General features: G+C 71.8%; 18 protein-coding genes, 1 tRNA gene and 1 pseudogene. 6 read left to right on the forward strand and 14 right to left on the reverse strand.

The window, feature by feature from the left end; translation table 11 throughout:
* Nucleotides 1-11: 11 nt before the first annotated feature.
* The 4 genes from AC060L_RS24930 to AC060L_RS24945 all read right to left on the reverse strand — a co-directional run bounded on the left by AC060L_RS24930 (nt 12) and on the right by AC060L_RS24945 (nt 1,039).
* On the reverse strand, nt 12-188 hold the full coding sequence (locus AC060L_RS24930) for a hypothetical protein (RefSeq protein WP_483801133.1): 177 nt from the start codon (nt 186-188) through the stop codon (nt 12-14).
* Nucleotides 185-475, reverse strand: coding sequence for a hypothetical protein (locus AC060L_RS24935; protein WP_483801134.1), 291 nt, complete (start codon nt 473-475; stop codon nt 185-187). Before AC060L_RS24935 ends, AC060L_RS24930 begins: the two co-directional genes overlap by 4 nt.
* Nucleotides 476-560: 85 nt before the next feature.
* On the reverse strand, nt 561-818 hold the full coding sequence (locus tag AC060L_RS24940) for a helix-turn-helix domain-containing protein (protein WP_483801135.1): 258 nt from the start codon (nt 816-818) through the stop codon (nt 561-563).
* Nucleotides 815-1,039: a helix-turn-helix domain-containing protein gene (locus AC060L_RS24945; RefSeq protein ID WP_483801136.1), complete on the reverse strand. Its 225-nt coding sequence runs from the start codon at nt 1,037-1,039 to the stop codon at nt 815-817. Before AC060L_RS24945 ends, AC060L_RS24940 begins: the two co-directional genes overlap by 4 nt.
* A gap of 324 nt (nt 1,040-1,363) precedes the next feature.
* Here AC060L_RS24945 and AC060L_RS24950 point away from each other — a divergent pair, with 324 nt between their 5' ends.
* Together AC060L_RS24950 and AC060L_RS24955 are read left to right on the forward strand one after the other, a co-directional pair.
* Nucleotides 1,364-1,774, forward strand: coding sequence for a helix-turn-helix domain-containing protein (locus AC060L_RS24950; protein ID WP_483801137.1), 411 nt, complete (start codon nt 1,364-1,366; stop codon nt 1,772-1,774).
* Between the two features lie 139 nt (nt 1,775-1,913).
* Nucleotides 1,914-2,162, forward strand: a complete 249-nt coding sequence (locus AC060L_RS24955) for a hypothetical protein (protein ID WP_483801138.1) — start codon at nt 1,914-1,916, stop codon at nt 2,160-2,162.
* On the opposite strand, the gene AC060L_RS24960 is transcribed toward AC060L_RS24955, so the two are convergent.
* From AC060L_RS24960 to AC060L_RS24980, 5 genes and pseudogenes are all read right to left on the reverse strand, one after another.
* Entirely contained in the window at nt 2,159-3,451 is a 1,293-nt protein-coding gene (locus AC060L_RS24960; protein WP_483801139.1) for a tyrosine-type recombinase/integrase, read from the reverse strand. The two genes, AC060L_RS24955 and AC060L_RS24960, sit on opposite strands and share 4 nt — an antisense overlap.
* A gap of 106 nt (nt 3,452-3,557) precedes the next feature.
* A tRNA-His gene (locus AC060L_RS24965) sits at nt 3,558-3,633 on the reverse strand.
* A 158-nt stretch (nt 3,634-3,791) separates the two neighbouring features.
* A complete protein-coding gene (gene orn / locus AC060L_RS24970; RefSeq protein ID WP_483801140.1) occupies nt 3,792-4,394 on the reverse strand; it encodes an oligoribonuclease in 603 nt (200 codons plus the stop codon).
* A 1,641-nt stretch (nt 4,395-6,035) separates the two neighbouring features.
* Nucleotides 6,036-7,116 (reverse strand): annotated as a pseudogene (locus tag AC060L_RS24975) (helix-turn-helix domain-containing protein); the annotation flags it as partial.
* 1,556 nt (nt 7,117-8,672) lie between these two features.
* A complete protein-coding gene (locus tag AC060L_RS24980; protein WP_483801141.1) occupies nt 8,673-9,551 on the reverse strand; it encodes an HAD family hydrolase in 879 nt (292 codons plus the stop codon).
* Between the two features lie 922 nt (nt 9,552-10,473).
* On the opposite strand from AC060L_RS24980, the gene AC060L_RS24985 reads away from it, so the two are divergent.
* Entirely contained in the window at nt 10,474-10,947 is a 474-nt protein-coding gene (locus tag AC060L_RS24985; RefSeq protein ID WP_483801157.1) for a universal stress protein, read from the forward strand.
* 277 nt (nt 10,948-11,224) lie between these two features.
* On the opposite strand, the gene AC060L_RS24990 is transcribed toward AC060L_RS24985, so the two are convergent.
* The 4 genes from AC060L_RS24990 to AC060L_RS25005 all read right to left on the reverse strand — a co-directional run bounded on the left by AC060L_RS24990 (nt 11,225) and on the right by AC060L_RS25005 (nt 17,948).
* Entirely contained in the window at nt 11,225-12,415 is a 1,191-nt protein-coding gene (locus AC060L_RS24990; RefSeq protein WP_483801142.1) for an acyl-CoA dehydrogenase family protein, read from the reverse strand.
* 201 nt (nt 12,416-12,616) lie between these two features.
* Complete coding sequence (locus tag AC060L_RS24995; protein ID WP_483801143.1) at nt 12,617-13,675, reverse strand: hydroxymethylglutaryl-CoA lyase; 1,059 nt, start codon at nt 13,673-13,675, stop codon at nt 12,617-12,619.
* Entirely contained in the window at nt 13,672-16,113 is a 2,442-nt protein-coding gene (locus AC060L_RS25000; protein WP_483801144.1) for an acetyl/propionyl/methylcrotonyl-CoA carboxylase subunit alpha, read from the reverse strand. Before AC060L_RS25000 ends, AC060L_RS24995 begins: the two co-directional genes overlap by 4 nt.
* A 101-nt stretch (nt 16,114-16,214) precedes the next feature.
* On the reverse strand, nt 16,215-17,948 hold the full coding sequence (locus tag AC060L_RS25005; RefSeq protein WP_483801145.1) for a carboxyl transferase domain-containing protein: 1,734 nt from the start codon (nt 17,946-17,948) through the stop codon (nt 16,215-16,217).
* Nucleotides 17,949-18,071: 123 nt separating this feature from the next.
* On the opposite strand from AC060L_RS25005, the gene AC060L_RS25010 reads away from it, so the two are divergent.
* The 3 genes from AC060L_RS25010 to AC060L_RS25020 all read left to right on the forward strand — a co-directional run bounded on the left by AC060L_RS25010 (nt 18,072) and on the right by AC060L_RS25020 (nt 25,006).
* Nucleotides 18,072-18,746, forward strand: coding sequence for an SACE_7040 family transcriptional regulator (locus AC060L_RS25010; protein ID WP_483801146.1), 675 nt, complete (start codon nt 18,072-18,074; stop codon nt 18,744-18,746).
* Nucleotides 18,747-19,362: 616 nt separating this feature from the next.
* On the forward strand, nt 19,363-23,163 hold the full coding sequence (locus tag AC060L_RS25015; RefSeq protein WP_483801158.1) for an ABC transporter ATP-binding protein: 3,801 nt from the start codon (nt 19,363-19,365) through the stop codon (nt 23,161-23,163).
* Between the two features lie 187 nt (nt 23,164-23,350).
* On the forward strand, nt 23,351-25,006 hold the full coding sequence (locus tag AC060L_RS25020; RefSeq protein ID WP_483801147.1) for an MFS transporter: 1,656 nt from the start codon (nt 23,351-23,353) through the stop codon (nt 25,004-25,006).
* A 31-nt stretch (nt 25,007-25,037) separates the two neighbouring features.
* On the opposite strand, the gene AC060L_RS25025 is transcribed toward AC060L_RS25020, so the two are convergent.
* The gene (locus AC060L_RS25025; protein ID WP_483801148.1) at nt 25,038-26,006 is read right to left on the reverse strand and encodes an ATP-grasp domain-containing protein; all 969 of its coding nucleotides are present in this window, start codon (nt 26,004-26,006) and stop codon (nt 25,038-25,040) included.
* Between the last annotated feature and the right edge of the window lie 59 nt (nt 26,007-26,065).

Genomic DNA, 26,065 nt, shown 5'->3' on the forward strand with positions numbered 1-26,065 from the left:
CTGGCGGGCAGTCACTTGGTACCGCCCTTGCCAGTGCACTTGCGGCACTTCGCGATGCGCTTGCGGAACAGGCGGCGCGTCTGCGTGGACCACGCCAGCGGGTTCCGGCCGCAGCGGTCACAGATCGCGTCGAACAGGGACTGCTCCGGGTCCTTCTTCTCCGATACCGGCGCGGTTGCGGTACTCACGCCGCCACCTCGACCCCGGTGTTCGCCACGGAGTGGCAGGTGGCCGGGCGCATGGCGCGTACCACCGGCAGATCCGGCAGCACCTCGTCCTCGCCGGTCGTGATCTCGTACACCGCCGTGTTGGTGATCAGCTGCCATCGCAGGCCGCCGAGGCCGACCAATTGCCCGTCGCGGCGCTCGTACCGGCCGCCAACCGCCAGACCGCGATAGCCGGACAGGAAGTGCTTGTTGAGCTCGTGGAGGGTGCCGACGGTGACCGTCGGGCGAAGATCTGTAGGCTGGCTCATGGCCGCGCCTCGCTTTCGTCAGAGTCAGTGGGGTGGAGTTGGCCGAGGGTCGTCCGGGTCGCAACCGGGCGGCCCGCTTTTGGTTTCAGGCGCTGCGGCGCCGGCCACGGGGCGCCCGTCCAGGGCGCAGTTCCAGCAGTGCGGGTGGCACGTTCGGTGCGGCTGCCGGGGCACCGGGCCGGACTTCGTGCATCTCGGCGATCTCCACGAGGTGTTGCTCCCGGAACTTCACGTGCTGCCCGAACTTGCAGTGCGGCAACTCGTTGATGTGGCGGCGCAGCCAGGTTTCCGGTAGGTCTGTGATCTCAGCGGCGGCCTCGTAGCCGTACAACTGGGCGTTCATGCCGCGTCCTTGGCTGCCGCGAGCGCTGCGTCGGCGCGCTGGGCTGGCGACCACAGAACCAGTAGATCGACGCCGATACGGGCGGCGACCGCTGCAGCAACGGGCATGTCCGCGGTTTCTTGCTCGCCCGCTATCAACTTGCCAATGAACGACGGGTGTACATCTGCGAGCCGGGCGAGGTCCCTGACGCTTGTGCGGGTTCCGTCTCCGGTGTGCTGCATGAGCGTCCTGAGCAGCGGGGGGTTTCGCAGGCGAAACCGTGGGATTGGGGCATTGGACATCGCGTCCTCCTGCAACGAATCGCTCCCCTGTGGGAGTGACTTCAGCATTCCATGGAGGGGACGCAATGTCTACCCCCATGGGATGGGCAAGATGTTGCACCATGGGAATGGCGCGTTCATGCCGCATTCCCGCGTGCGCCCTGGCGTGCGCCACCCCCAGGAGTGGACAATGCGTCCCCGTGGTGCAATGAGCGGCGGTCCGACCTCACGTCCAGCACTTCACACGAGGCACACCAGTAGACACGTCCACCGGGGAGACGAGAGATGATGGCCATCATGGCGACTGAAACGCGAGATCACCTGTCCAGGCTGGTGAAGAGTCGGCGCGAAGAACTGGGGCTGAGCATGTCCCAGCTCGTCGTAGCCTGCGAGGAGCCAGACCTCAACAGCAGCTGGATCAGCCGCCTCGAAAACGGGCTCTTGAAGGAGATCCCGCGCAAGCCCCGCCTTGAGTCGCTAGCACGGGGGCTTCGGCTGCCGTACCAAGTCGTGGCCAGAGCCGCCGGGGCTCAGTTCATGGGCATCGAGCACGACGATGCCGAGTGGAGCGCGGACGGATCGGTCCGCGCCGTCGTGGCCCGGATGGCCGAATTGTCCGAGGAGGGGCGGCGAGATTTGGCCGATCTCGCGGAGATCTTCGCCCGGAGCCAGCGGGGCGAGCGAGAAGACGGTTGAGGATCTTCCGCTTGTCAGCCGAATGCGGCACTATGGGGCATCCGCCTGGGGGGCGATGTAGGTAACCTGCGCTGTCGCAGGGGTTTGAGCCGTGCGCCCGAACTCTGCCGCCGCTGCAGAAACCCTAGGAGGGCGCTGGATGCCGGACACGCGCGCTGAGCCGCATGTCACAGCACGAGTCACGCTGGTGAAGAAGCTTCCCGACGGCCGGATGGCCGCCAGGGTTGATGGTGAGGGCTTCGTCGGCTTTGCCGTCGTGGAGACCGAGATGAGCGAAGTCGCCGCGGCCGAACTGCAGGATCTGATGCAGGAAGCCATCGACTCACACATGTGGGAGCAGCACTGGGGCGGCCACGGTCAGCCGCCCCAGTGTTCGGAAGCCTGCTAGGCGAGGCGATCAACCAGGCGCAGCCCCGGGCTATCGTCCACGGCCATCGCAGCTTCGATGGCGGCCACGATCTCCCCGTCCAGCCCCCGCACGAGATGCCCGTACCGGTCCACGGTCGTGGTGATGGACTCGTGCCCGAGGCGCGCTTGGATCGCCGGCAGCGGCACGTTCTTGCCGATCAACCACGCCACATGCGTATGGCGTAGATCGTGCAGTCGGGGGCTCTTGGGGAGCCCCTTTCGCTGGGCATTGGCAACAGCAGGCATCCATCGGCGCTGGTAGTAGTTGTCATGCCGCCAGGCATTGCCCCAGGCCGTCAGAAAGATGAAGCCCTCCGGACCCTTGGCCACACTGAGGCGCCGAAGGATCTCCGCGACGTGCGGGGAGAGTGCGATCGTGCGCCGGCTCTTCCTCGTCTTCGGCGGCCCGAGCCTACGAGTGTTGTCCTCCTGTCGCTTCCAGGCCCGCTGAACGCGCAGGGTCGGCATCGGCCCGTTGAGACTCAGGTCCCGGACCTGAAGAGCACTCAGCTCGCCCCATCGCAAGCCCGTTCCAACGAGGACGTCCGCAATGTCTACCCCGTCACCACGATTGATGAGGAGCAGCTCCGCACGGATCCGCTGATACTCCGCATGTTCGAGAAACGTCATCTCGTCCTCGGTGCCGCTGTCCAATCGCGGAAGTTTCGTCTTCGAGCACGGGTTGGACGTCCGAAGGGGCGGTTCGGCCTCCACGGCGGCCTGGAAGATGCTGAAGAGCATGCCGTGTCGGTTGGCAATGGTCTTCGGGGCGGCGGGGCGCCTGAGCCACTTCTCGGGATCGTCGGGGTTCTTCTGCCCGCTTTCCTGGGCGCGGACCCAGTCGGAGATGTCATCGGCGGTCACGTTGGCAACGGTGGCCGGCGTCACTCTTGCGTTGTCTTCGGTGTGGACGAGGACGTTGGCGATGTGGTTGTCGATGTCCCGCTTGTAGTCCTTGCGGGTTCGACCCTCAATGCCAGTGAGGCGGTCCACGACTCGATGGGCCCAGACGGCCAGTGGCATGTCGTTTCCCCGGTTGGCTTCGGGCTCCTGCTGGACGAAGCCCTGGCCGCGGACCCATCCGGGCGGCCACTGCTGGCCGTTGAGATCGACGAGACCGCGGAAGAGTTCGGCCTTCTCCTTGGCTTGCTCGTCGGTATCGGGGAAGTTCTCGGACTCCTGCTTGCCGTTGCGTCCGCCGCCAGCCCGCCAGAGGACGGCGTAGGTGATGCCGCCGTCCTTGCGAGAGCGCTCTCTGATCGTCGCCATGGCATGACGGTAGACCCCCAAATGGGGGTCCGTGATGACGTCGTGCTGACATATCTTGGAAATGGATCAAGGTCTGACCAAACTTGCTGGTCAGACCTTGATCAGATGGGGTGAGTGACGGGACTCGAACCCGCGGCCACCTGGACCACAACCAGGTGCTCTACCAACTGAGCTACACCCACCATCTATCAGCCGCTTTCCCGCTCTCGCGTTCCCGCGCTGACAGAAAGAACTCTACAGGATCCGAGAGGGTGCTCGCGCCAGGGTTTCCCAGGACAGCGGGGGTGAGGGCACCGAAGTGGCGGCCGTCACACCCCCGCCCGCCTGCGGGTGGTTCGGTTCAGTCCGCAGGCAGCTGGTACTTGGCGGCAGCGGCGCGAGCGCTGTCCCCGTCCGGACCGGGCAGCGGCACGAACACGGTCTCGCGGTAGTAGCGCAGTTCCGCGATGCTCTCCCGAATGTCCGCCAGCGCGCGGTGGCTGCCGCCCTTCTGCGGGCTGTTGTAGTACGCCCTCGGGTACCAGCGGCGGGCCAGCTCCTTGATCGAGGAGACGTCCACGATCCGGTAGTGCAGGTGCCCCTCCAGTGCCGGCATGTCCCGGGAGAGGAAGCCGCGGTCGGTGGCCACCGAGTTGCCGCACAGCGGCGTCTTCCCGGCCTCCGGCGCGTACTCACGGATGTAGTCGAGCACCGCCTTCTCGGCCTCGGCCAGCGTCACCCCGCCGGCCAGCTCGTCGAGCAGCCCGGAGGAGGTGTGCATCTCGCGGACCACCTCCGGCATGGTCGCCAACGCGGCGTCCGGTGGCCGGATCACGATGTCCACGCCCTCGCCGAGGATGTTGAGCTCGGAGTCGGTGACCAGCGCGGCCACCTCGATCAGCGCATCCCGATCGAGGTCCAGGCCGGTCATTTCACAGTCGATCCATACCAAACGGTCGTTCACATGACTCACCCTACGGTGCCCCCCGCCATCGCGGGCAGTGGCAGACGCCCAGAAGGACCGCGTCCCAGGCCAACCATCAACCCGGGCCCCGACCCCAGAGTCCGGATCGGCCCCCCACTGGCTCCTAGCCCAGTGCCCTCGCGCGCCTCCGGCCCGGCTCCTCGCCCGATGCCCCCAGACTGCGTTCGGCCGCGGCACCCGTGCCCACGCCCCGCCCGGGCGCATGGCTCCGGGCTCCGGGCGACTCCTGGCCGGTTCCAGCGCTCGGATCCACCCCAGCCCGCGCCGGTCCAGCCCCCTGCTTCGGCCTTGCTGCCGGAACCCGCGCCCACCCTCCGGCCGCCGTCATCGCTGCCACGCTTACTCGGCACCGACCACGCCGCTCGACACCTATAAGCCCGCCAGCTCACCAGCGGTCTGCCTGACGCGCGAGCTGGCGGGGCCTCAGCTGGCCCCGCCACCAGACCCGCACCGCCACCCGTGCCCGGCTCCGCCGGACCACTAACCCGGCCCGGCCCCACCATCCACGCACCAACCCCGGCCCCCGCGATTCCCTGCCCGCAGGCCCAGCCACTGATCCGCTGCTGATCCGCCGCTCGCCGCCGGACCCCGCGCGCTCCTGCCCGCTGGCCGCCGGGGCCACCTGCCGATGGGCCATCCGGCCGTCGGACCCGCACACGGCAGGTCATTCCCCGCCGGGTTCACCCGCCGAACCGCCGCTCGCCGCAGGACCCGCACCCGACGGCGCGTCGGGCTTGCGAACACCGCCCGGGCCGCCCTGCGGAAGCCCACCCTGCGGAAGCCCACCCTGCGGGAGTCCGCCCTGCGGAAGCCCACCCGGTGCCGACCCGGCGCCCCGGGGCACGCCGCCCCGTCCCGCCGCGCCACCAGCCGCCGCGCCCGGCCCGCTCGGCCGGGTGCGGCCGAGAGCCGCCCCCTGCATGCGCTGGCCGCCGGCCGAGCCCGCCGCGCCACCCGGTCCGCCGGTACTGCCCGGACGGACCGGACCGCCCCCGCTGCCCTGGCCCGTCGCCCCACCGTTCCCTACGCCGCCGGTCCCCGGACCGCCGGTACCCATTCCGCCCGACCCGGGACTCCTCCGTGCCTCGCTGGAGGTGGCCGGACCCCGGCCGTCCCGTGAGACGCCGAGACCCATGCCCCGCGCGCTCGGCTGGGAGTGGCCGTCCTCGGCCACCGCGTGCTCGACCGGCCGGGCCGGTCCGCGCCGGGTGGCCGGGCCGGGCTGCGGCGGGACGAGCGGTCGTATCCGGTTCTTCCCCGGCGGCGGCAACGCCCCCGGGGACGACGGACCGCGTCCCTTCCCGCCGGCTCCGCCTCGCCCGGCACCCACACCCGCACCCGCACCGCTCGCTGCCCCCGCCGTACCCGCACCCGCACCGGCGCCCGCGCTCGACTGGCTGCCCGTGCCCGGGCCGGTGAATCCCGGCTGCCCGGCGTACCCGGCCTTGCCCGGCACCCCGTACGCGCCCGCACCGCCCTGACCCGGCGTCACCCCGCCCGCCGAGCCCTGACCCTGACCGCCCGAGAGTCCCTGGTACCCGCCGTGCGTGGCCGTCCCCGGCCCGGCCATGCCGGCCTGACCGGCCGCGCCGGTCTGGCCGCCTGCGCCGACGACGCCCGTCGCCCCGGGGCCGCCGGCCAGACCGGCGGTCCGGTCCCCGGCGCCGCCCTGCGGCGGCACGCCGACCGCCGGGCCGACGCCCGGGCGTCGTGCCCGGTAGCTGGTCCGGTACGCGGCCGGCGACACGCCGAGCTGTCGCCGGAAGTGCCCGCGCAGTGCCACCGGGGAACGGAACCCGCAACGCCGCGCGACGTCGTCCACGGACAGCTCCGAGGTCTCCAGCAACCGCTGCGCCTGGAGCACCCGCTGGGTGATCAGCCACTGCAACGGGGCGCTGCCGGTGAGCGTGCGGAACCGCCGGTCGAAGGTGCGCCGGCTCATGTAGGCACGCGCGGCCAGCACCTCGACGTCGAACTGCTGGTTGAGGTTCTCCAGCGCCCAGGTGACCACCTCGGCCAGCGGATCGTTCCCGATCTCTTCTGGTAATGACTGGTCGATGTACTGGGCCTGACCGCCGCCACTGCGACGGTTCGGCACCACCAGGCGGCGGGCCAGCGCGTTCGCGGCCTCGACGCCGTGGTCGCTGCGCACCACGTGCAGGCACAGGTCGATCCCGGCTGCCGTGCCCGCCGAGGTGAGCACATCGCCGTCGTCGACGAAGAGTTCACGCGGATCCACGTGAACTCGCGGGTACCGCTTGGCCAGCGTCGGTGCGTACATCCAGTGCGTGGTGGCCGGCCGCCCGTCCAGCAGACCCGCTGCCGCGAGGACGAAGGCGCCGGTGCAGAGCCCGATGATCCGCGCGCCCTCGTGATGGGCCTTGCGGAGCGCTGCGATCGCCTCGACCGGTGGCGGCTGGGAGATCGAGCGCCAGGCCGGGACGACGATCGTGCCGGCCCGGGCCAGCGCCTCCAGCCCGAACGGTGCGGTGAGGGTGACGCCGCCGGTCGTGGTGAGCGGGCCTTCCTCGCCGGCGCAGACCAGCAGCCGGTAGCGCGGGACGCCGGCGTCCTGGCGGTCCACGCCGAAGACGGAGAGCGGGATCGAGCTCTCGAAGATCGGTGCGCCGCCGAACAGCAGCACCGCCACCGTCTCCCGGCGCCGCCGCCCGGCGAGCTTGCGCGCCGCATGGCCGGGGGCGGTGCCGCCGGCGCCGCCCGCACTGCCCGGGCCGCCGGCACTGCCGGCACCGCCGGTACTCCCGGTGCCTCCCGTGCTGCCGGCCGCGAAGAAGCTGGCGGGCTCTTCGCTCTCCATCGGCCCGTCCGCCTCGAAGGCATAACCGGATGCCGAGTAGCCTGCCGCGTGCTGAGGGGGCATCTGATCCTGACGGCCCGTCCGACGGCCTGCCTCGATCTCGTCGGGGAAGGCGGCGAACGGAGCGCTCCCATGGCCGGGCGCAGCGGATGCGGCGGGACCGGAGCCGGGTGCGGACGCGCGAGCAGTGACCGGATTGGTGTCGGCGGTTGGGTGGGCGACGGGCTTCGCCGACGTGGTGAGCGGGGCGGAACTTCTGAGAGCGCGGCTAGCGCGGTCGGCCGGGGAGTGACCGCTGTCAGGACCTGTCTCGCTCCTGCTCACCCTGTTCAAGGCGCCCAAGCCCCCTCGGTGGTGTGGTGTGGTGATGCGGCACTGCTCAACAAGATCGAATCTACTGGGTGGATCGTTGCCGTTGTGACAAGTTCACCATCCGACGCTATGTCGACATGGCAATTTGGCGTGATGCATTCGATCACGAAGCGTGGCACCCGTCGACCCCTCTGGGAAGGGGGCGGGTGGGCCGGTGGCTGGTTGCTGTACGGCGGACCCTTGGCGGCGACCGATCGCTGACCTCCTGGGGCTTCGTGGCCTGGAGGTATGTCCAACGTCACCCGGCAGGAATGAAACTGACTGAAAATCGGTGTTGCGGACCAGGGGCGCACGGTGCATGTGCGCGCCTGCGCACGCTGCCGCGAGCTCCCCGCCGGGCCGACCGCCGGCTCGGCTCGCCGGCGCGGCCGGCCGGCTCGGTCGCTCCGCCGTCATCGAGTCCTCCGCGCATGGCACGGGCGCACCAGGCCGCGCGGCTCGCCGACTTCCCATGGCATCGGCTCACGCGTGGGCGATGCACGCCGGCGACGTGCGACGCGGTCGCCGTCCCGGCGGCCGGCTCGAACAGGCCAATGGCGGGCAGCTGCCACCGAACGGTCGCCCGGCCGTCTCCGGCATCCCGGCCGAGCTCGAAGCCGGCCCTGCCTCTCTTGATCGCACGGTCTCGGCGGTGGAGAATTCCGCGCTGCTCGGCGCCGCATGCTCGCGGGCTCCCGCGACTGCGTTCAGATAATCGAGTCACCCAATGCAACGTATTCAAACTATTGTTATTTAAAGGTTCAATCACTCCGCCCGATGAGAGCAGGTGAGTGCAAGCCGCTGAGCCCTTCGTTTGCCGAGTCGGCTGAGCCAGTCGACCCTTCCGTCCGGTTCCCAGTACCCACAGCCGTTGGTCTCCACGGTCGAACGACGGAACGCGTCGCTCTCGCCAAACCCTCCTTTCCTTCCACACTTGAACGACGCACTCCTTGCCCCCACCGCCCACCGTCCCGCCGCGTCGCCGCCCGCTCGTCCCCTCGTGCACCTCGCGCTCGGCGCAGCCGCTGTGTCCGTCCGGTGGCCGACCGGATTCTCATCCACGTCCCTGGCCGGAGCAGTTGGGTCGGTTACGGCACCAAATCCTGTGGTTGCGCCCATTCCGCTGCCACTCCCAGCGGCAGCCCTCCCGCCGCCGCTGTCGCCCCTGACAGCACCACCGCCGGCAGCGCTACCGCCGGTATCGCTGCACCTGGCGCTGCCGCCTCCGGCATCGCCGCCCGGGGCGCCGTCGTTGGCCAGGCCCGAGACGTGGCTTTCCCCGCTCGCTCACCCTCCGCCAGGGCCGCCTGGGCGCCCAGGACCAGTCCGACGGCCTCCGGCAGCCCTGGCGCGCTGAGCGTCGGCCGATAGCCACGCTCCGACCACGGGCGCCCGTGGTCCAGCCAGACGCTGCGAATGCCGGCCACCGTCGCTCCCGCGATATCGGCGGGGGCGTGGTCGCCGATCATCCAGGTCTGCGTGGTCCAAGCCGACGAGAGCGCGATTCCGCAGCGCTGCGCGGCAATCTCGAAGATCAGCGGGTCCGGCTTGGCGCAGCGCGCCTCCTCCGAGACCACCCAGGCGTCCACCAGGGCCCCGAGCCCGGTGCGCCGGATCTTGTCCAGCTGTGGTCTGGTCCCGCCGTTGCTCACGATGGCGAGCGTCCAGCCCGCCGCCCTGGCGCTGCGCAGTGCCTTGAGATGGGAACCAGGGCAGCGTATGTGCGAATTGATCCCCCGGCGGTAGTGCGCGAACAGGGCATCCATCGACAGGTCCAGGCCGTACCGGCGAAGAGCGGCGCCGAGCACGGTCCTGCGGGGGACGTAGCCGCCGCCGTCGATCGTGGTCAGCCAGTCGAGCTCGTCGGGTGGCAGGCGGTACTCGGCGAGGAAGTCTTCCGCCCAGGCCCGGTAGGCGGCATCGCGGGGGAGCAGTGTGTTGTCGAGATCTAAGAGGAGCAGCGGCATGGCGTGCATGCTGCCAGCGGCGGGAGCTCGGAGGAAGCCTGCATCGCAGATCAGCCACTGCCCACAGGCCGCCGCCTGCCGCTCACCGCCCATGGCCCGCCTGCTCACCGCCCGTGGGCAGCCCGTTCGCTTCCTGGGACCTGCCGGCGACCGACCCCGTCGCTCCCGCCAACTGTGCGGCGGCCACCCGCTGCTGCCCGTCCGACGCCCTCGGCCGGTCCCTCGGTGCCTCTCGTGTTCCAGTCGTCTCTCCCCTTTGCTCTGTGCCCTCACCCGCCACACCGGCACCGGCGGGTCGCAGCGACGTCCGATTCGCCACCTACCGTGCGTGGCCGACCTGTTGCGTTGGCAGAGTCTGTCAGGCAAGCTCCAGGGAACCTCGTGAAGCAGAGGGCGCGATCTTCCCCCGCAGGGCGCGTGCCGATAACTTCGCGCCGCCGCCATTAGCGGGATCGTTGCCGTATCCGGCCCTAAAGGCTGGGCGGCTACGTCCGCTCGTCGTACTCTGAAAGGAACAGGTCACTTACGGTGCTACTCGGCCTCCACCGACTACGTGCCAATGAATGGCCTGCCGCCTGGGCAGCGCTGTCCTCCTTGTCGGCCCACCTCACTCGAAGAGTCTCGATTCATGGCCGGTTTTGAGTCTCACCGATCGGTAGATCCGTACGGATTTCTCGGGGCTACGGATATCTCCCGTACGGATTCCGTGTCCGGTCGCACCCGGCCGTCCCGTCAGCGTCCTGGCTGGACGCTGCGGGGGTGGCCGAAGTCGCGGCAGCGTCGCGAACAGCCGCGACAGGAACTGCGCGAAGAGTCGGTCGCCACGTCGACCGGAGCATTGGATGGTGTCGGCGCCGTGTCCGGTGTCGGCAAGGATGGCGGAGGCGACGTGAAGTCCCAGAACTCCCGGCACTCGGCGCCCCTGAAGGGGCAGACGCCGGACCTCAAGACCCAGGTGTCGCGGTCCTGCGACCCGGCGTTCCAGCATGGCGTTGTCGTCGGTTTCGACGGATCGCTCTCCAGCGAGCGCGCGCTCGCCTATGCCGTGGGCATGGCCCGCCGTTCCCGTTGCGGGCTGGTCATCGTGCATGTGGCGAACCGGCTCCCCGCCACCGTCTGGGCAGGCTGCGAGCCGCCGGTCTTCGTCGACACGCCCGACCACCGGACCGAGGTGCTCGGACTCGAGCTCGCCTGTGCCGACTTCCTCGCCGGGGTGCCCTGGATCCTGGTCGAGCGCGGCGGCGACATCTGCCACGAGATCGAGGAGGTCGGCAAGGAGTACGCTGCCGACGCGATCGTCGTCGGGACCACGCACGGGCTGCTGGGGCGCCTCTTCGGCTCCGTCTCCGGTCGGCTGGCCCGCCGCGCCAACCGCCCGGTCATCGTCATCCCCTGAGCCTGAAGTCTGAGCCTGCCCGCGCCGGGCTGATTGCCTGACCGCCGGACCCTGTTGGCGGTCTGAGTTGGCGGTCTGACTCCACTGCCGGCTGACTCCTTCACCGCACGACCTCGTCGGCCGCACGGCGTCCGTGGGCTCGTCTCGCGTGCCGGTTGCGTGGGCCGAGCGCAGCTGCCGCCTGACCGGGGCCCCTCCGGCTGAAACCAGCCACTGACGAGTCTCAGGAGGGCACCCCGGTAAAGGCCGGCATGACGTTAGTTCAGTTGACTATGGATCAGTACTTCATGCCCAGCTCTCGCGCGATCAGCATCCGCTGGACCTCGGAGGTGCCCTCACCGATTTCCAGGATCTTGCTGTCGCGCCAGAAGCGGGCGACCGGGTACTCGTTCATGAAGCCGTAGCCGCCGTGGATCTGAGTCGCTTCGCGGGCGTTGTCGACCGCGGCCTCGGAGGAGTAGAGCTTCGCAATGGCCGCCTCCTTCTTGAACGGTTCGGCGAGCAGCAGCCGGGAGGCCGCGTCACGCCAGGCGAGGCGCGACATGTGCGCGCGCATCTCCATGTCGGCGATCTTGAACTGGATGGCCTGGTTGGACCCGATCTCGCGTCCGAAGGCGCGTCGGGTCGCGGCGTAGTTGACCGACTGGTCCACGCAGCCCTGGGCCAGGCCGGTGGACAGCGCTGCGATGGCAATGCGGCCCTCGTCGAGGATCCGCAGGAACTGGGCGTAGCCTCGGCCCTGCTGGCCGAGGAGATTGGCTTCGGGAACTCGGCAGTCGGTGAAGGACAGTTCGCGGGTGTCGGATGCGTTCCACCCGACCTTGGAGTACTTCTTCGACACCTGGAACCCGGGGGTGCCGACAGGCACGATGATGGAGGAGATCTCCCGCTTTGACGAGTGATCAGCACCCCCTTCACTCGAACGAGCGATCGGTTCGGTGAGCGCGGTGACGGTGACCAGTCCGGTGATGTCGGTGCCGGAGTTGGTGATGAAGCACTTCGTCCCGTTGATCACCCACTCCCGGGTCGCCTCGTCGAAGCGGGCCGTGGTCCGGGTCGCGCCCGCGTCCGAGCCGCCCTCCGGCTCGGTCAGGCCGAACGCGCCGAGCATCTCGCCCGCGGCGAGCCGCGGCAGCCACTCGCGCTTCTGCTCCTCGGTGCCGAACCGGTAGATCGGCATCGCCCCCAGGGACACGCCGGCCTCCAGGGTGATGGCCACCGAGGAGTCCACCCGGGCGAGTTCCTCCAGCGCCAGGCAGAGCGCGAAGTAGTCGCCGCCCATGCCGCCGTACTCCTCGGGGAAGGGCAGGCCGAAGAGGCCCATCCGACCCATCTCCTTGACGATCTCGTACGGGAACTCCTCCCGCTCGTAGAACTCGCCGATCGTCGGAGCGACCACGTCGTTGGCGAACTCGGCGACCGTGCGGCGCAGTTCCTCGTACTCGGAATCCAGGCGGTGGTCGAGCATCAGATCCTCCAGTGGGTCATCCGGGCGAGTGGTCCGGATGTGAAGTGGTGAGGGGTGTGACGTGGGCAGGGACGGCGCACGCCGGCGCGCATGGCCGGCTCGCAGTCACCTGCGCGGCGCGTCTCGGGTGCCGTGTATCGGAGCGGCCCGACGATCTCGGTGACCGTCAGCGGGAGGGCGCGCGGATCGGCGCCCTCCCGGTCAGCTCTCGGCCGTCCGTGCGCCGGTCGGCCCGGCCAGCGCCTGCACGGCGCGCGAGGGGCTGGGCCGACCCAACTCCCCGGCCAGCCAGGCGCTGGTGGCGGCCAGGGCGGCGAGGTCGACGCCGGTCTCGATGCCCAGGCCGTGCAGCATCCAGACCAGGTCCTCGGTCGCGAGGTTGCCGGTGGCGCTCTTCGCGTACGGGCAGCCGCCGAGTCCGCCGGCCGAGGAGTCGACCACGGTCACGCCACGTCGCAGCGCGGCCAGCGTGTTGGCCAGCGCCTGGCCGTACGTGTCGTGGAAGTGGACGGCGAGCCGGTCCACCGGGACCCCGGACCGCTCGAACGCGTCGAGCAGCCCGGTCACCTGCCCCGCAGTGGCGACGCCGATGGTGTCGCCGAGGCTGAGTTCGGTGCAGCCGAGATCGATCAGCCCCAGCCCGGCATCGACCACCTGCTGCGGAGGGACCGGGCCCTCCCACGGGTCGCCGAAGCACATCGAGAGGTAGCCGCGGACCGCGACGCCCTGGCCGGTCGCCCGCTCCACCACGGGGCGGAACATCTCCAGCACCTCGGCCACCGACCGGTTCAGGTTGCGCCGGGCGAAGGACTCGGTGGCGCTGGCGAACACCGCGACCTCGTCGGCGCCGTGCGCCAGCGCGCGGTCCAGGCCGCGTTCGTTGGGGACCAGCACCGGCAGCCGAAGGCCCGGATACTGATCGCGCAGGCCGGTGATCCGCGGCATCAGCTCCTCGGCGTCGGCCAGTTGGGGTACCCATTTCGGGTGAACGAAGCTGGTGGCCTCCACCGTCCGCAATCCGGCGGCGGCGAGCCGTGCGATGAACTCGGCCTTCAGCTCGACCGGGACCAGTGAACTCTCGTTCTGCAGCCCGTCGCGTGCGCCGACCTCGTGGATCCGCACCCGGGCGGGCAGCGCCGGATCGCGCACCACACTGGGCAGGCCGAGCTCGAGCACACCGGGCTCGCGGGCCGCGGACTGCTCCGCCGCCGATTCCCCGGTGCCCGGGCCCTGGCTGCCCGACTTCTGAGTACTCGTCATGACGCCACCTCCGCAGATTCCGTGCCGGTGCTGCCGGTGCTGTCGGACTGCGCCGCTCCGGCCTGTGCCGCCGCGTCCGGGGTCGCCTCGTCGGCCTCCGTCGGCAGGACCACGACCAGCAGCTGCTCCATCGCCACGGTGGCGCCGGCGCCGGCGTGCAGCTCGCTGACCGTGCCGTCGTACGGCGCGGCGATCACGTGCTCCATCTTCATCGCCTCCAGCACCAGCAGCGGCTGGCCGCGCCGGACCAGCTCGCCGACCGCGGTCTTGACCACGGTGACGGTGCCGGGCATCGGCGCGGTGAGGGCGCCGTGCTGCGTGTCGGCGGCCGAACTGCGGTCGGCCACCGGGTCGTACGGGTGCACCGCCCAGCTGTCGCCCTGCCGGCCGAGCCAGATCACCGGCCCGGCGGCCGCCGGGCCGCCGCCGGCCGGGGCGGCGCTGTCAGTGGCGTGTGCAAACGTGGAGCGCAGGCCGTCCAGAGTGAGCGACAGATCCGTGGCGTCGAGTGCGGCGCGGGCCCGGCGGATCGGACCATCACCCAGACGGACCAGCAGGTCCGAGGAGATCCCTGATGAACTGTCAGTGCCCTCGACTACGGTGTCGGCACTGACGGGTCGTACTCGCACCACCACCGGATCGTGCCCGGCGATCCGGAGTCGGTGCGTCGTCCAGGCCGGTTCGCCGGCCAGTCGCCAACCGGAAGGGAGCGCGAAGGGGTTGGCCCAGCCGCCCACTGCGGCGGGGGCGAGCCGAAGGTGCCGCACGAGTGCCGCGGCGAGGTAGACGGAGTCCGGTGCCGCGGGCACGGAGCCCGAAGCGGAGACGGCTGTCTCGGCGGATGCGGTCGGCGTGGTGTCCGGCCGGCCGTGCTGGGCACCGCGGTCGCCTCGGTCGTACTGGTCGTGCTGGTCCGTCAGCAGCTCTGGGTACTGCTGGGCGGCCCGCTCGACCAGACCGGTGTCGAGTCGGCCCGTGACCACCTCGGGAAGTGCGAGCAGCCTGCGCAGGAAGCCGGCATTGGTGGTCAGGCCGAGGATCCGGGTGTCCGCGAGCGCGGCGCGCAGTCGGAGCAGCGCGGTCTGGCGGTCGGGGCCGTAGGCGATGACCTTGGCCAGCATCGGGTCGTAGACGCTGGCGACCGTGGTGCCCGCGGTGAGGCCGGAGTCGACCCGGATGCCCTCGCCACGCGGTTCGTCCAGCAGCAGGATCCGGCCACCGGTCGGCAGGAAGTCGCGAGCGGGGTCCTCGGCGCAGATCCGGGCCTCGATCGCATGGCCGAGGAAGGAGATGTCCGACTGGGTGAAGGACAGGGACTCACCGGCGGCGACCCGCAGCTGCCACTCGACCAGGTCGAGCCGCTCCGGAGCCGCAGCCACAGCCGCACCGCCGGAACCGGCGCCGGCCTCGGCACCGGTGGCGGTGGCCGAACCGGCCGGGCTCGCCGACGCGGACCGGGTGATCGCGACCGCCAGCTCGGTCACCGGGTGCTCCACCTGCAGGCGGGTGTTCATCTCCATGAAGAAGAAGTCGCGCACGGCGTCGGGCGAGGCGGTTTCCTGCGGGGCCGCGTCCGGGTCGTCGCCCGGCACGATGAACTCCACCGTGCCGGCGCCGGTGTAGCCACAGGCCTGCGCCGCACGGACGGCGGCGGTACCCATCGCATCCCGGGTCGCCGGGTTCAGCAGAACGGAGGGAGCCTCTTCGATCAGCTTCTGATGACGCCGCTGAAGGCTGCACTCGCGCTCACCGAGGTGCACGGTGGTGCCGTGGGCATCCGCCAGCACCTGCACCTCGATGTGCCGGGGCCGGTCCACCCAGCGTTCGAGGAGGAGCGTGTCGTCGCCGAAGGCGGTCCGGGCGACCCGGCGCGCGGCGGTCAGCTCGGCGGGCAGCTCGGCCGGGTCGCGGACCAGCCGCATGCCCTTGCCGCCGCCGCCGGCCGATGGCTTGATCAGTACCGGGTAGCCGATCTCCTCGGCCGCCCGGATGAGCTCCTCGTCGCTGGACGCACCGCCGCGGCTGCCCGGCACCACCGGGACGCCCACCGCGCGGACGGCCTCCTTGGCGTTGATCTTGTCGCCCATCAGCTCCACGGCTGCGGCCGGCGGGCCGATGAAGACCAGGCCGGCCTCGGCGCACGCCCGGGCGAAGCCGGGGTTCTCCGCGAGGAAGCCGTAGCCCGGGTGGATGGCCTGCGCACCGGTGCGCAGTGCTGCGGCGATGATCTGGTCGCCGCGCAGATAGGTCTCGGCGGCGCTGCTGTCGCTGCGGTCGGTCGGCCCGAGCCGGACGGCGACGTCGGCCTCGCGGACGTGCCGGGCGTCGGCATCGGCGTCGCTGTAGACGGCGACCGACCGGACGCTGAGCCGCCGCAGGGTGCGGATCACCCGGACGGCGATCTCGCCGCGGTTGGCGACCAGGACGGTGTCGAACATGGGAGGCGTTCCTCCGTGACGAAGGGAGTGAAGCTACGGACGACGATCAGGACGGACAGGGCCGGCGGCGCCCGGAACCCGGGCGCCGGTGGCCGGTGGGGTCACATCCGGAACACGCCGTACGGCGCGGGCGGTGCGAGCGGGGCGTTGGCGCAGGCGGTCAGCGCGAGGCCGACGACCGTCCGGGTGTCCATCGGGTCGATCACGCCGTCGTCCCAGAGCCGGGCGGTGGCGTAGTACGCGTTGCCCTGCCGCTCGTACTGCTCCCGGACCGGACGCTTGAACTCGTCCTCGGCCTCCGGCGCCCACTCCTGGCCCTGCGCCTCGAACTGGTCGCGGCGCACGGTGGCGAGAACCGAGGCGGCCTGCTCGCCGCCCATGACCGAGATCTTGGCCCCCGGCCACATCCACAGGAAGCGAGGGGAGTAGGCCCGGCCGCACATCGAGTAGTTGCCGGCGCCGTACGAGCCGCCGATGACCACGGTCAGCTTCGGCACCCGGGTGCAGGCCACCGCGGTGACCATCTTGGCGCCGTGCTTGGCGATGCCGCCGGCCTCGTACTGTCGGCCGACCATGAAGCCGGTGATGTTCTGCAGGAAGAGCAGCGGGATGCCGCGCTGGTCGCAGAGCTCGATGAAGTGCGCGCCCTTGAGCGCCGACTCGGCGAACAGCACGCCGTTGTTGGCGACGATGCCGACCGGGTGCCCGTGGATCCGGGCGAAGCCGGTCACCAGGGTGGCGCCGTACTCGGCCTTGAACTCGGCGAAGCGACTGCCGTCCACCAGCCGGGCGATCACCTCGCGGACGTCGTACGGCGTGCGCGGGTCGACCGGCACGGCGCCGTACAGCTCGGCCGGGTCCACCGCGGGCTGCTCGACCGGCGTGAGCGGCCAGGGCTGCGCGGCGCGCGGGCCGAGGCCGTCCACGATGGTGCGCACGATGGAGAGCGCGTGCGCGTCGTCCTCGGCGAGGTGGTCCGTCACGCCCGAGGTCCGGGAGTGGAGTTCGCCGCCACCGAGCTCCTCGGCGGTGACGACCTCGCCGGTGGCCGCCTTCACCAGCGGCGGCCCGCCGAGGAAGATCGTGCCCTGGTTGCGGACGATCACGGCCTGGTCGCTCATCGCCGGGACGTACGCGCCGCCGGCCGTGCAGGAGCCGAGCACCGCCGCGATCTGCGGGATGCCCGCACCGGAGAGCCGGGCCTGGTTGTAGAAGATCCGCCCGAAGTGATCGCGGTCCGGGAAGACCTCGTCCTGCATCGGCAGGAAGGCGCCGCCGGAGTCCACCAGGTAGATGCAGGGCAGCCGGTTCTCCAGCGCCACCTCCTGCGCCCGCAGGTGCTTCTTCACCGTCATCGGGTAGTACGTGCCGCCCTTGACGGTGGCGTCGTTGGCGACCACCATCACCTCGCGCCCGGCCACCCGGCCGATGCCGGCGATCACGCCGGCCGCCGGGGCCGCGCCGTCGTACAGGCCGTCGGCAGCCAGCGGGGCGAGTTCCAGGAAGGGCGAGGCCGGGTCGAGCAGCGTGTCCACCCGGTCCCGGGGCAGCAGCTTGCCGCGCGAGGTGTGCCGGTCGCGGGCCTTGGCGCCGCCGCCCAGTGCGGCGGCCGCGAGCTTCTCGCGCAGCTCCGTGACCAGGGCGCGGTGTGCCGCGGTGTTGGTCCGGAAGGCGTCCGAGCTCGGGTCCACGGCAGAGCGCAGCCGTGGCGCGGGGGCGGCAGCCGCCGGGCTCACGCCGAACTGCGCAGAACCGCCCGGGTAAGCGCCGGCTGCTGTACCTCCGCCCGCCTCCCAGGGGTGCTGAGCGGCGAAACCGGGTGTCGTCAGGGCCATCCCAAGAGCTCCCTTGCTCCCGGAAACCAGGCGAACGGGCGAAGCCGGTGGGCATCACGTCGCCAAGTTAATGGTGGTTAACTCCTGCCGTCAGGTTAACCAGCGATAACCGCGCTGTCTACGATGGGGGGCATGTCGAACGTGCCCGCCACCCCTGCGACCCCCCGCCGCGACCAGATCCGCCGCGAGGCGGCGCGGCTCTTCGCGGCGCGCGGCTTCCTCGGCGTGGGCGTGGACGAGATCGGCAAGGCGGTCGGCATCAGTGGCCCCGGCCTCTACCGGCACTTTTCCGGCAAGGACGCGATGCTGGCCGACCTCCTGGTCGGGATCAGCGAGCGGCTGCTGGAGGAGGGCAGCCGCCGGGCCGGCGCGGCCGGTGGCCCGGCGGCCGCACTCGACGCGCTGATCAGTGGACATGTCGACTTCGCGCTCGACGACGCCGACCTGATCACCTTGCACGACCGCGAGCTGCTCCACCTCAAGGAGGAGGACCGCCGCCGGGTGCGGCGGCTGCAGCGCGGCTACGTGGAGCTGTGGGTCGAGGCGGTCCGGAGCGCGTTCCCGGAGCTCGCCGAACCCGATGCCGAACCGACCGCGCGGGCCGCGGTGCACGCGGTCTTCGGCCTGCTCAACTCCACCCCGCACAGCGCCGGGGTCCGTCCGCCGCACGGCGACCGCTCGGCTCGGCTGCCGCGCGCGCAGATGGCCGCCCTGCTGCACTGCCTGGCCCAGGGTGCCTTCGCGGCAGCCGCCGCCGATGGCCGGCCGGCGGACGTGCCGGCGCCGGACGCGTCCTAACGCGTCCTAGGTGGACGTGCAAGACCCTGGCTGCAATGGCTGAACGCTCCACAGGGGCGTGAGATCCGCCGGCGCGAGCGCCCCTGGTCCTTCGGTATCCGCCGAGGCGCACGGTGGTCGCGCCTCGGCGGGCGTCGAACGACCAGGGGCGTAGGCCCAGCGACCGGCGCGCCTCCGTCCCGCGGCGGGTGCGCCCGTGCTCCTGATCGCGGAGGCTGGCAGGGAAGGAAAACGTCAGGGGTGCCGTTGCCACCTGTCGGGTGTTGCCCCAGGTCACGCGTTCGGTCCGCCCTCAGGGCGACCGGTGACGGTCGTGGCCCGGTTGGGCGGCAGTCGAGTTCGGCGGCGGCGCGGTCGGTGCGGTCGATAAGTCGTGGACGACCGCCTCACGAAATGGTTAGTATCCCTAAATATGCCTGAGACTCACGGATCCACCAGGGAGATACCCGAAGCGGAGATACCGGAAGCGGTGACGTCCGAAACGGTGACGTCCGAAGCGGTAGCGTCCGAAACGCAGACGCTCCGAGCGGAGAAGTCCCCAGCCGCGTCGCCTGTCACCGCCGCACCGGCCCCGGCCTCAGCCCCGGCGCCGGTCGCCGCGCCCGCTCAGGGCTGGCTGCGTCGACTGAACGGCTACTGCTGGCGTTACCGCCGCAACTTCCTGCTCTCCTTCGGCGCCTCGCTGGCCGGCATGGGAGTGACGGCGCTCGTCCCGCTGGTCACCAAGCTGATCATCGACGACGTCATCACCACCCACACCCGCTCCCTCGCCCCGTGGGCCGCTGCGCTGATCGTCGCCGCGCTACTGGTCTTCGTCTGCACCCAGGTCCGTCGCTACACCGCGGGTCAGCTCGCGCTGGACGTCCAGCTCGACCTGCGCAACGACCTCTTCGGCTCGCTGACCCGGCTGGACGGCGCCAAGCAGGACCGGCTCGACACCGGCCAGGTGGTCGGCCGCGCCACCTCCGACCTGCAGCTGATCCACGGGCTGCTCTCGATGCTGCCGATGATGACCGGCAACCTGCTGCTCTTCGCCATGTCGCTGCTGGTGATGCTCTGGCTCTCGCTGCCGCTCACGCTGATCGCCCTGGTGATGGGCCCGGCACTCTGGTGGGTCGCCTCGATGAGCCGCAAGCGGCTCTTCCCGGCGACCTGGGCCGCCCAGCAGGAGGCCGCGGCGGTGGCCGGCGTGGTGGACGCGGCGATCGGCGGCGTCCGGGTGGTCAAGGGCTTCGGCCAGGAGGAGCAGGAGCTCGGCAAGCTCGAACGGGCCTCGCGCACGCTGTACGGCGCGCGGCTGCGCGCGATCCGGTTGAACAGCCGGTTCACCCCGGCGCTCCAGGCGATCCCGGCACTCGCCCAGGTCGCGGTACTGGCGCTGGGTGGGTGGCTGGCGGTGGACGGCCAGGTCACGCTCGGCACGTTCGTCGCCTTCTCCACGTACGTGGCGCAGATGACCGGCCCGGTCCGGATGCTCACCGTGGTGCTGACGGTCGGCCAGCAGGCCCGGGCCGGCGTCGAGCGGGTCTTCGAGCTGATCGACGAGCGCCCCCAGGTGCAGGAGCGCCCGGGCGCGCACACCGCGGACGCGCTGCACAGCGCCGCGGAGCAGGCGGAGGACATCGCGGCGAAGGTCTCCGCGGACGCAGCCGTCCCGGCGCTGGAGTTCGAGCAGGTGGACTTCCACTACCGAACCGAACCCACCCCCACCGAAGCAACCGAGCCACGCCCCGTGCTGCGCGGCCTCAGCCTGCGAGTGGCTCCCGGCGAGACGCTGGCCCTGGTCGGGTCCTCCGGCTCCGGCAAGTCCACCGTCGCCCAGCTGATCCCGCGCTTCTACGACCCGAGCGCCGGATCGATCCGCCTCTACGGCCACGACCTGCGCGACCTCACGCTGGACGCGGTCCGCTCGGTGGTCGGCATCGTGCCCGAGGAGAGCTTCCTCTTCTCCGACACCGTGCGCGCCAACATCGCCTTCGGCCGCCCCGACGCGACCGAGGACGAGGTGGTCGCCGCCGCCCGCGCCGCGCAGGCCGACGGCTTCGTCCGCGAGCTGTCCGACGGCTACCTGACCATGGTCGGGGAGCAGGGCCTGACGCTCTCCGGCGGCCAGCGCCAGCGGATCGCGCTCGCCCGCGCGATCCTGGCCGACCCGCGGGTGCTGCTGCTGGACGACGCCACCTCGGCCGTCGACCCGCGGATCGAGGCGGAGATCCACACCGCGCTGCGTACCGTGATGGCCGGCCGCACCACCGTGCTGATCGCCCACCGCCGCTCGACCCTGCAGCTCGCCGACCGGATCGCCGTCCTGGACCACGGCCACCTGCTCGACCTCGGCACGCACGAGGAACTCGTCGAGCGATGTCCGCAGTACCGGGCGCTGATCACCGACCCCGAGGCCGAGCTCGACCCGGTGGCCGAACTCGACGCGGCCGAGGAGCACCCCGACGAGACCGAGCGCCGCCGCGACCAGGAGGCCCCGGCGCTCCCGCCGCACCGCAGCGTCGCCGCCCAGGCCCTTGGCGGTTCGGCCGACCCGGAGCTGCTGGCCAAGGTCGCCGCGCTGCCGCCGGCGAACGACCTGCCGGGCGTCCCGGTCGCCGAGGCCGCCGCGGGTGACCCGAAGTTCTCGCTCGCCCGCCTGCTCAAGCCGTTCCGGGTGCCGCTCTCGCTCGCCTTCGTGTTGCTCGCGCTGGACGCCGGCGCCGGTCTGGTGCTGCCGATCCTGATCCGCCAGGGCATCGACAACGGCGTCACCAAGGCCGCGATGTCGGGCGTCACCGCGGCCGCGGCGGCCGCCCTGGTCGTCGTGCTGCTCGACTGGCTGGTGCAGAGCGCCGAGACGAAGGTCAGCGGCCGGACCGGCGAGCGGGTCCTGTACTCGTTGCGACTGAAGATCTTCGCCCACCTCAACCGGCTCGGCCTGGACTACTACGAGCGCGAGCTGACCGGCCGGATCATGACCCGGATGACCACCGATGTGGACGCGCTCTCCAGTTTCCTGCAGACCGGTGTGGTCACGGCCGTGGTCAGCGTGCTGACCTTCGTCGGGATCTTCGCCGCGCTGCTGATCATCGACGCGGGCCTCGCGGTGCTGGTCTTCGCGGTGCTGCCGGTGCTGGCCGTCGCGACGCTGGTCTTCCGGCGCAAGTCGATGGCGCAGTACCAGGAGTCGCGCGAGCTGATCAGCACGGTCAACGCGGACCTGCAGGAGAACGTGGCCGGTCTGCGGATCGTCCAGGCGTTCCGGCGCGAGCCGGGCACGATCGAGCGGTTCGTCAGCCGGGGCCGCAGCTACCGCGACGCGCGGGCCAAGGCGCAGCTCTACATATCGTTGTACTTCCCGTTCGTCGAGTTCCTCTCCAGCGTGGCCGCCGCGCTGGTGCTGATCGCGGGCGCCTCGCGGGTGAACGCGGGCACGCTCACGGTCGGGGCGCTGGTCGCCTACCTGCTCTACATCGACCTGTTCTTCGCGCCGGTCAACCAGCTCTCGCAGATCTTCGACGGCTACCAGCAGGCCGCGGTCGGTCTCGGCAGGGCGCGCGACCTGCTGCGCACGCCGACCAGCACGCCGCAGGCCGTCGATCCGCGCCCGGTCGAGCGGCTGCGCGGCGAGATCCACTTCGACCAGGTGAGCTTCGCCTACAACGGCGGCGGCGAGCAGAACCCGGACGTGCTCAGCGGCGTCGAGCTGCGGATCCCGGCCGGGCAGACGGTCGCGCTGGTCGGTGAGACCGGCGCGGGGAAGTCGACGCTGGTCAAGCTCGTCGCCCGGTTCTACGACGCGACCGGCGGCACGGTGCGGATCGACGGCATCGACGTCACCAAGTACGACCTGGCCGGCTACCGGCACCGCCTCGGCGTGGTGCCGCAGGAGGCGTACCTGTTCGCCGGGACGGTGCGCGACGCCATCGCGTACGGCCGCCCGGACGCCTCCGACGCCGAGGTGCAGGCGGCCGCCAGGGCGGTCGGTGCCCACGAGATGATCATCGGACTGTCCGGTGGTTACCAGCACACGGTGGCCGGCCGCGGCCGCAATCTCTCGGCCGGCCAGCGGCAGTTGATCGCACTGGCGCGCGCCGAACTGGTCGACCCGGACATCCTGCTGCTGGACGAGGCCACCGCCGCGCTCGACCTGGCCACCGAGGCCGCGGTCAACAACGCCGCCGACCGGCTGCGCGACGGCCGGTCCGGCCGGCCCGGCGGCCGCACCACGCTGGTCATCGCACACCGGCTGACCACCGCCGAGCGAGCCGATCGGGTGATCGTGCTGCACCACGGCCAGGTGGTCGAGGACGGCACGCACGCCGGACTTCTCGCGGCGGACGGGGCGTACGCCAAGCTCTGGCGGGCGTTCACCGCGGACGGTCACCCGGACCAGGAGGCGGACCTGAGCGCCGCCCAGCCTGCGTACTGATCCGACTACGCACGGCTGGTTCGATCACGGACCGATCTCGACTGCGCGCCAAGTCGATTGACGAGGGGCCCACGGGGCGCCGCCCGCTACTCGGGTGGCGCCCCGACCTGGTAAACAGGCGGAGCGACCGCCCGACGAGCGGGACGCGACTCCCCCATGAACCAGCTGAGGTCGAGAGGCCCTGCCCATGTCTTCGCGCGCTCGCGAGGCGGGGCGCAGTACTGCGCACCACACTCCACCACCCCCGACCGGCTCCGCCGGACGCCCCCACCGGCAGCCCCGGGCCCGCCGGTCCGGCGTTCCCCCGCTGGTGCTCCTCTTCTCGATCGGCTACCTGCCCGCGTACCTGGTCCCGTCCATGGTCGGACGGCTGGCCGCCGACCTCGGCCTGACGACCACTCAGGCCGGCGGGGTCGGCAGCGCACTGCTGCTCGCGCTGGCCGCCGCGGGGATGACGCTGGCCCGCCGGGTCGAGACGATCGGCCCGGCCCGGCTGGCCCGCGCCGGACTCCTGCTGCTGGTGTCGGGCTTCACGCTCGCCGCGCTGGCCCCGGACGGCGCGCTGCCGCTGCTGATCGTCGGCTGCCTGGCGGGCGGGTTCGGCGCCGGCACGGCCTCGGCCGTGGCGGGCGTGGGGATCGCCGGTTCGGCCGACCCGCACCGGGTCTCGGTCCTCGGCCTGCTCGCCACCTCGCTCGGCGCCGCCGCCCTCTACCTGCTGCTGCCGCACCTCGGCAGCGCGCACGCACTGCCGTTCCTGGCACTGGCGCTGCACGGCGCGCTCGCACTGCCGCTGACCGGACGGCTGGCGGGACCGGCCACCGCCGGTGCGCCGCCCGCCCGTCGCCGGCGCCGCATGCTGCGCCGCCGGTCGGATCAGCGCCGCGGCATCCGGGGCGTGCGCGGTGCCCGCAGCGGATACGGCGGCCACGGCGGATGGCGCCGGCGCGCGCCGCAGAGCACCCGCCCCGGCGTGCCACGGCCACGGCTCCCGCGCCCGGCGCACGCGGTGCGCCCCACACGTCCCGCGCGCCCGCTGCGGACGCTGCCGAGCTCGCCCGTTCGGCCGACCACTGCGGACCGTCCCGCGACGGAGCACCGGCCGACCACCACCGACCGATCCGTGATGGCGGATCGGCCCACCGCACCGGACCGGCTGCCGCACCGCCGAGCCGGCCTGGTGCTGGCGGCTGCGATGGCGATCTGGTCGGTCGCGCAGAACGCGCTCTGGGGCGTCAGCGGACAGATCGGCCTGCACCGGGTGGGCCTGTCCGAGCAGGCGCTCGGCCTGGTTTTCGCGGTGGCGCTCGGCAGCGGCCTGCTCGGCGTGCTCGCCTCCGGTGCGCTCGGCACCCGGGCCGGCCAGGTGCTGCCGATCGGCCTCGGCACGGCGGCGATCGCGGTCTGCGTCACCGTCAGCGGTTCGGCCCGCTCGGCCGCCGGCTTCGCGTGCGGTGAGGTGCTGTGGAACGCGCTCTACCCGCTCGTGCTGACCTACCTGCTCGGGCTGGCCGCCTCGCTCGACCCGGCCGGCCGCTGGACCGTGCTGGCCGGATCCGCCTCGGCGCTCGGTGTCGCGGCCGGTCCGCTGACCGGCGCCACGCTCTTCGCCGAGCTCGGCTGCGCCCGGCTCGGCGCCGCACTCGGCGGCACACTGCTGCTGACGGCACTGCCGCTCGCGCTGCTCGCCCACGCCCGCCGCCCCGGTCGCTCGATGGCCACCGCGGCGACTGCGGCGACCTCGGCACCAGCACCCGATGCGCCCGCCGTCATACCCGGACCGGACGCGCGGCTGCCGATCCCCGCCCAGCGCCGCCGCGAGCCGGTCAGCGCGGGGGCGTGACCGCGTGACCGCCTGACCGTCTGACCGGCGCTCAGGTGCAGATCAGTGAGGAGAGCAGCCCGGAGATCTCCGTCCCCCGCGGCACGTCGCTCACCTGCCCGTCCCCGACCTCGACCACCATCCAGCCACCGCCGTCCGCGCGCAGCGCGAGGTCGGTGGTGACGAACCGGCAGCCGAGTGCGCGGACCAGCGGGCGCACGTCGGTGAGGTCGGGAGCGGGGAAGACGCTCGGCGTGTCGGGGTGTGGCCCGGTCAGCACCGGCTCGCCGTCCACCCACCACACGCGGGCCTCGGCCGCCGGCGCGCCATCCGGTCCGGACGGCGCCGCGCTGCCGAGCGTCCGGTCGGCCGTCCGGGCGTCCGCCGCCGGGCCGTCCGCGAGGCCGTCCGCCGACGCCAGGCTGTGGAAGCGCCGCAGCACGACACCCCCGGCCAGGTACTCACCCTGCAACTGCACGAACCGGTCCACCACCCGGGCGACCGCGGAGAGGTCGGCGAGGTCGGGGATGAAGCAGGCCTCGGCCCACTCGTGCTTGCGCGACTTCACGAAGTCCTTGACGATCGCCGGCCCGTGGCCGCCCAGTTGCACGACCGCCTCGGCCAGTCCGGCGCGCAGCGCGTCCGGCCGTCCGGCCTCGACCGGAAGCCAGACACTCTCCGGCGTCGCACCCTCGAACGTCCCGTACCAGCCGGGGAGTTCGTGAGCCGTCGCATAGGCGGCGGCGCTGGTGAGCAACTGGCAGCCGCGGTCGGCCAGCGCGCGGACGAAGCCGGCGTACGCGGCCACCGGGAGCATCCAGCCCCGGTACCAGGCCGGTCCGGTCCCGGCCGGCACCCGGCGGACGGCCGCCTCGCCGTCCCCGGCCAGCAGCGCGTCATGGTCGACCAGCGCCGTCTCGCCGCCGAGCCCGCGGACCAACTGGGCCTCGTAGGAGAAGTGCGGATCGACGCGTCGGGCGTTGAGCGGATCCTGCGGCAGCAGGATGGTCGGCGCTGGCATGGGCCACAGGTTAGCGGCGTGGCCCGCTCCGGTCCGCCGGTTTCCACGACCCGCGAGTC

The organism is Kitasatospora sp. NEAU-69 (assembly GCF_057158765.1).

Excerpts from the sequence above, each read along its gene's own strand:
- AC060L_RS25020 (WP_483801147.1), top strand. The coding sequence starts at position 23,351 with ATGTCTTCGCGCGCTCGCGAGGCGGGGCGCAGTACTGCGCACCACACT.
- AC060L_RS24940 (WP_483801135.1), bottom strand. The coding sequence starts at position 818 with ATGAACGCCCAGTTGTACGGCTACGAGGCCGCCGCTGAGATCACAGAC.
- AC060L_RS24990 (WP_483801142.1), bottom strand. The coding sequence starts at position 12,415 with ATGCTCGACCACCGCCTGGATTCCGAGTACGAGGAACTGCGCCGCACG.
- AC060L_RS24960 (WP_483801139.1), bottom strand. The coding sequence starts at position 3,451 with ATGGCGACGATCAGAGAGCGCTCTCGCAAGGACGGCGGCATCACCTAC.
- AC060L_RS24955 (WP_483801138.1), top strand. The coding sequence starts at position 1,914 with ATGCCGGACACGCGCGCTGAGCCGCATGTCACAGCACGAGTCACGCTG.
- AC060L_RS24945 (WP_483801136.1), bottom strand. The coding sequence starts at position 1,039 with ATGCAGCACACCGGAGACGGAACCCGCACAAGCGTCAGGGACCTCGCC.
- AC060L_RS25005 (WP_483801145.1), bottom strand. The coding sequence starts at position 17,948 with ATGGCCCTGACGACACCCGGTTTCGCCGCTCAGCACCCCTGGGAGGCG.
- AC060L_RS25025 (WP_483801148.1), bottom strand. The coding sequence starts at position 26,006 with ATGCCAGCGCCGACCATCCTGCTGCCGCAGGATCCGCTCAACGCCCGA.
- AC060L_RS25010 (WP_483801146.1), top strand. The coding sequence starts at position 18,072 with ATGGGGGGCATGTCGAACGTGCCCGCCACCCCTGCGACCCCCCGCCGC.
- AC060L_RS25000 (WP_483801144.1), bottom strand. The coding sequence starts at position 16,113 with ATGTTCGACACCGTCCTGGTCGCCAACCGCGGCGAGATCGCCGTCCGG.
- AC060L_RS24935 (WP_483801134.1), bottom strand. The coding sequence starts at position 475 with ATGAGCCAGCCTACAGATCTTCGCCCGACGGTCACCGTCGGCACCCTC.
- AC060L_RS24980 (WP_483801141.1), bottom strand. The coding sequence starts at position 9,551 with ATGCCGCTGCTCCTCTTAGATCTCGACAACACACTGCTCCCCCGCGAT.
- AC060L_RS24995 (WP_483801143.1), bottom strand. The coding sequence starts at position 13,675 with ATGACGAGTACTCAGAAGTCGGGCAGCCAGGGCCCGGGCACCGGGGAA.
- AC060L_RS24950 (WP_483801137.1), top strand. The coding sequence starts at position 1,364 with ATGATGGCCATCATGGCGACTGAAACGCGAGATCACCTGTCCAGGCTG.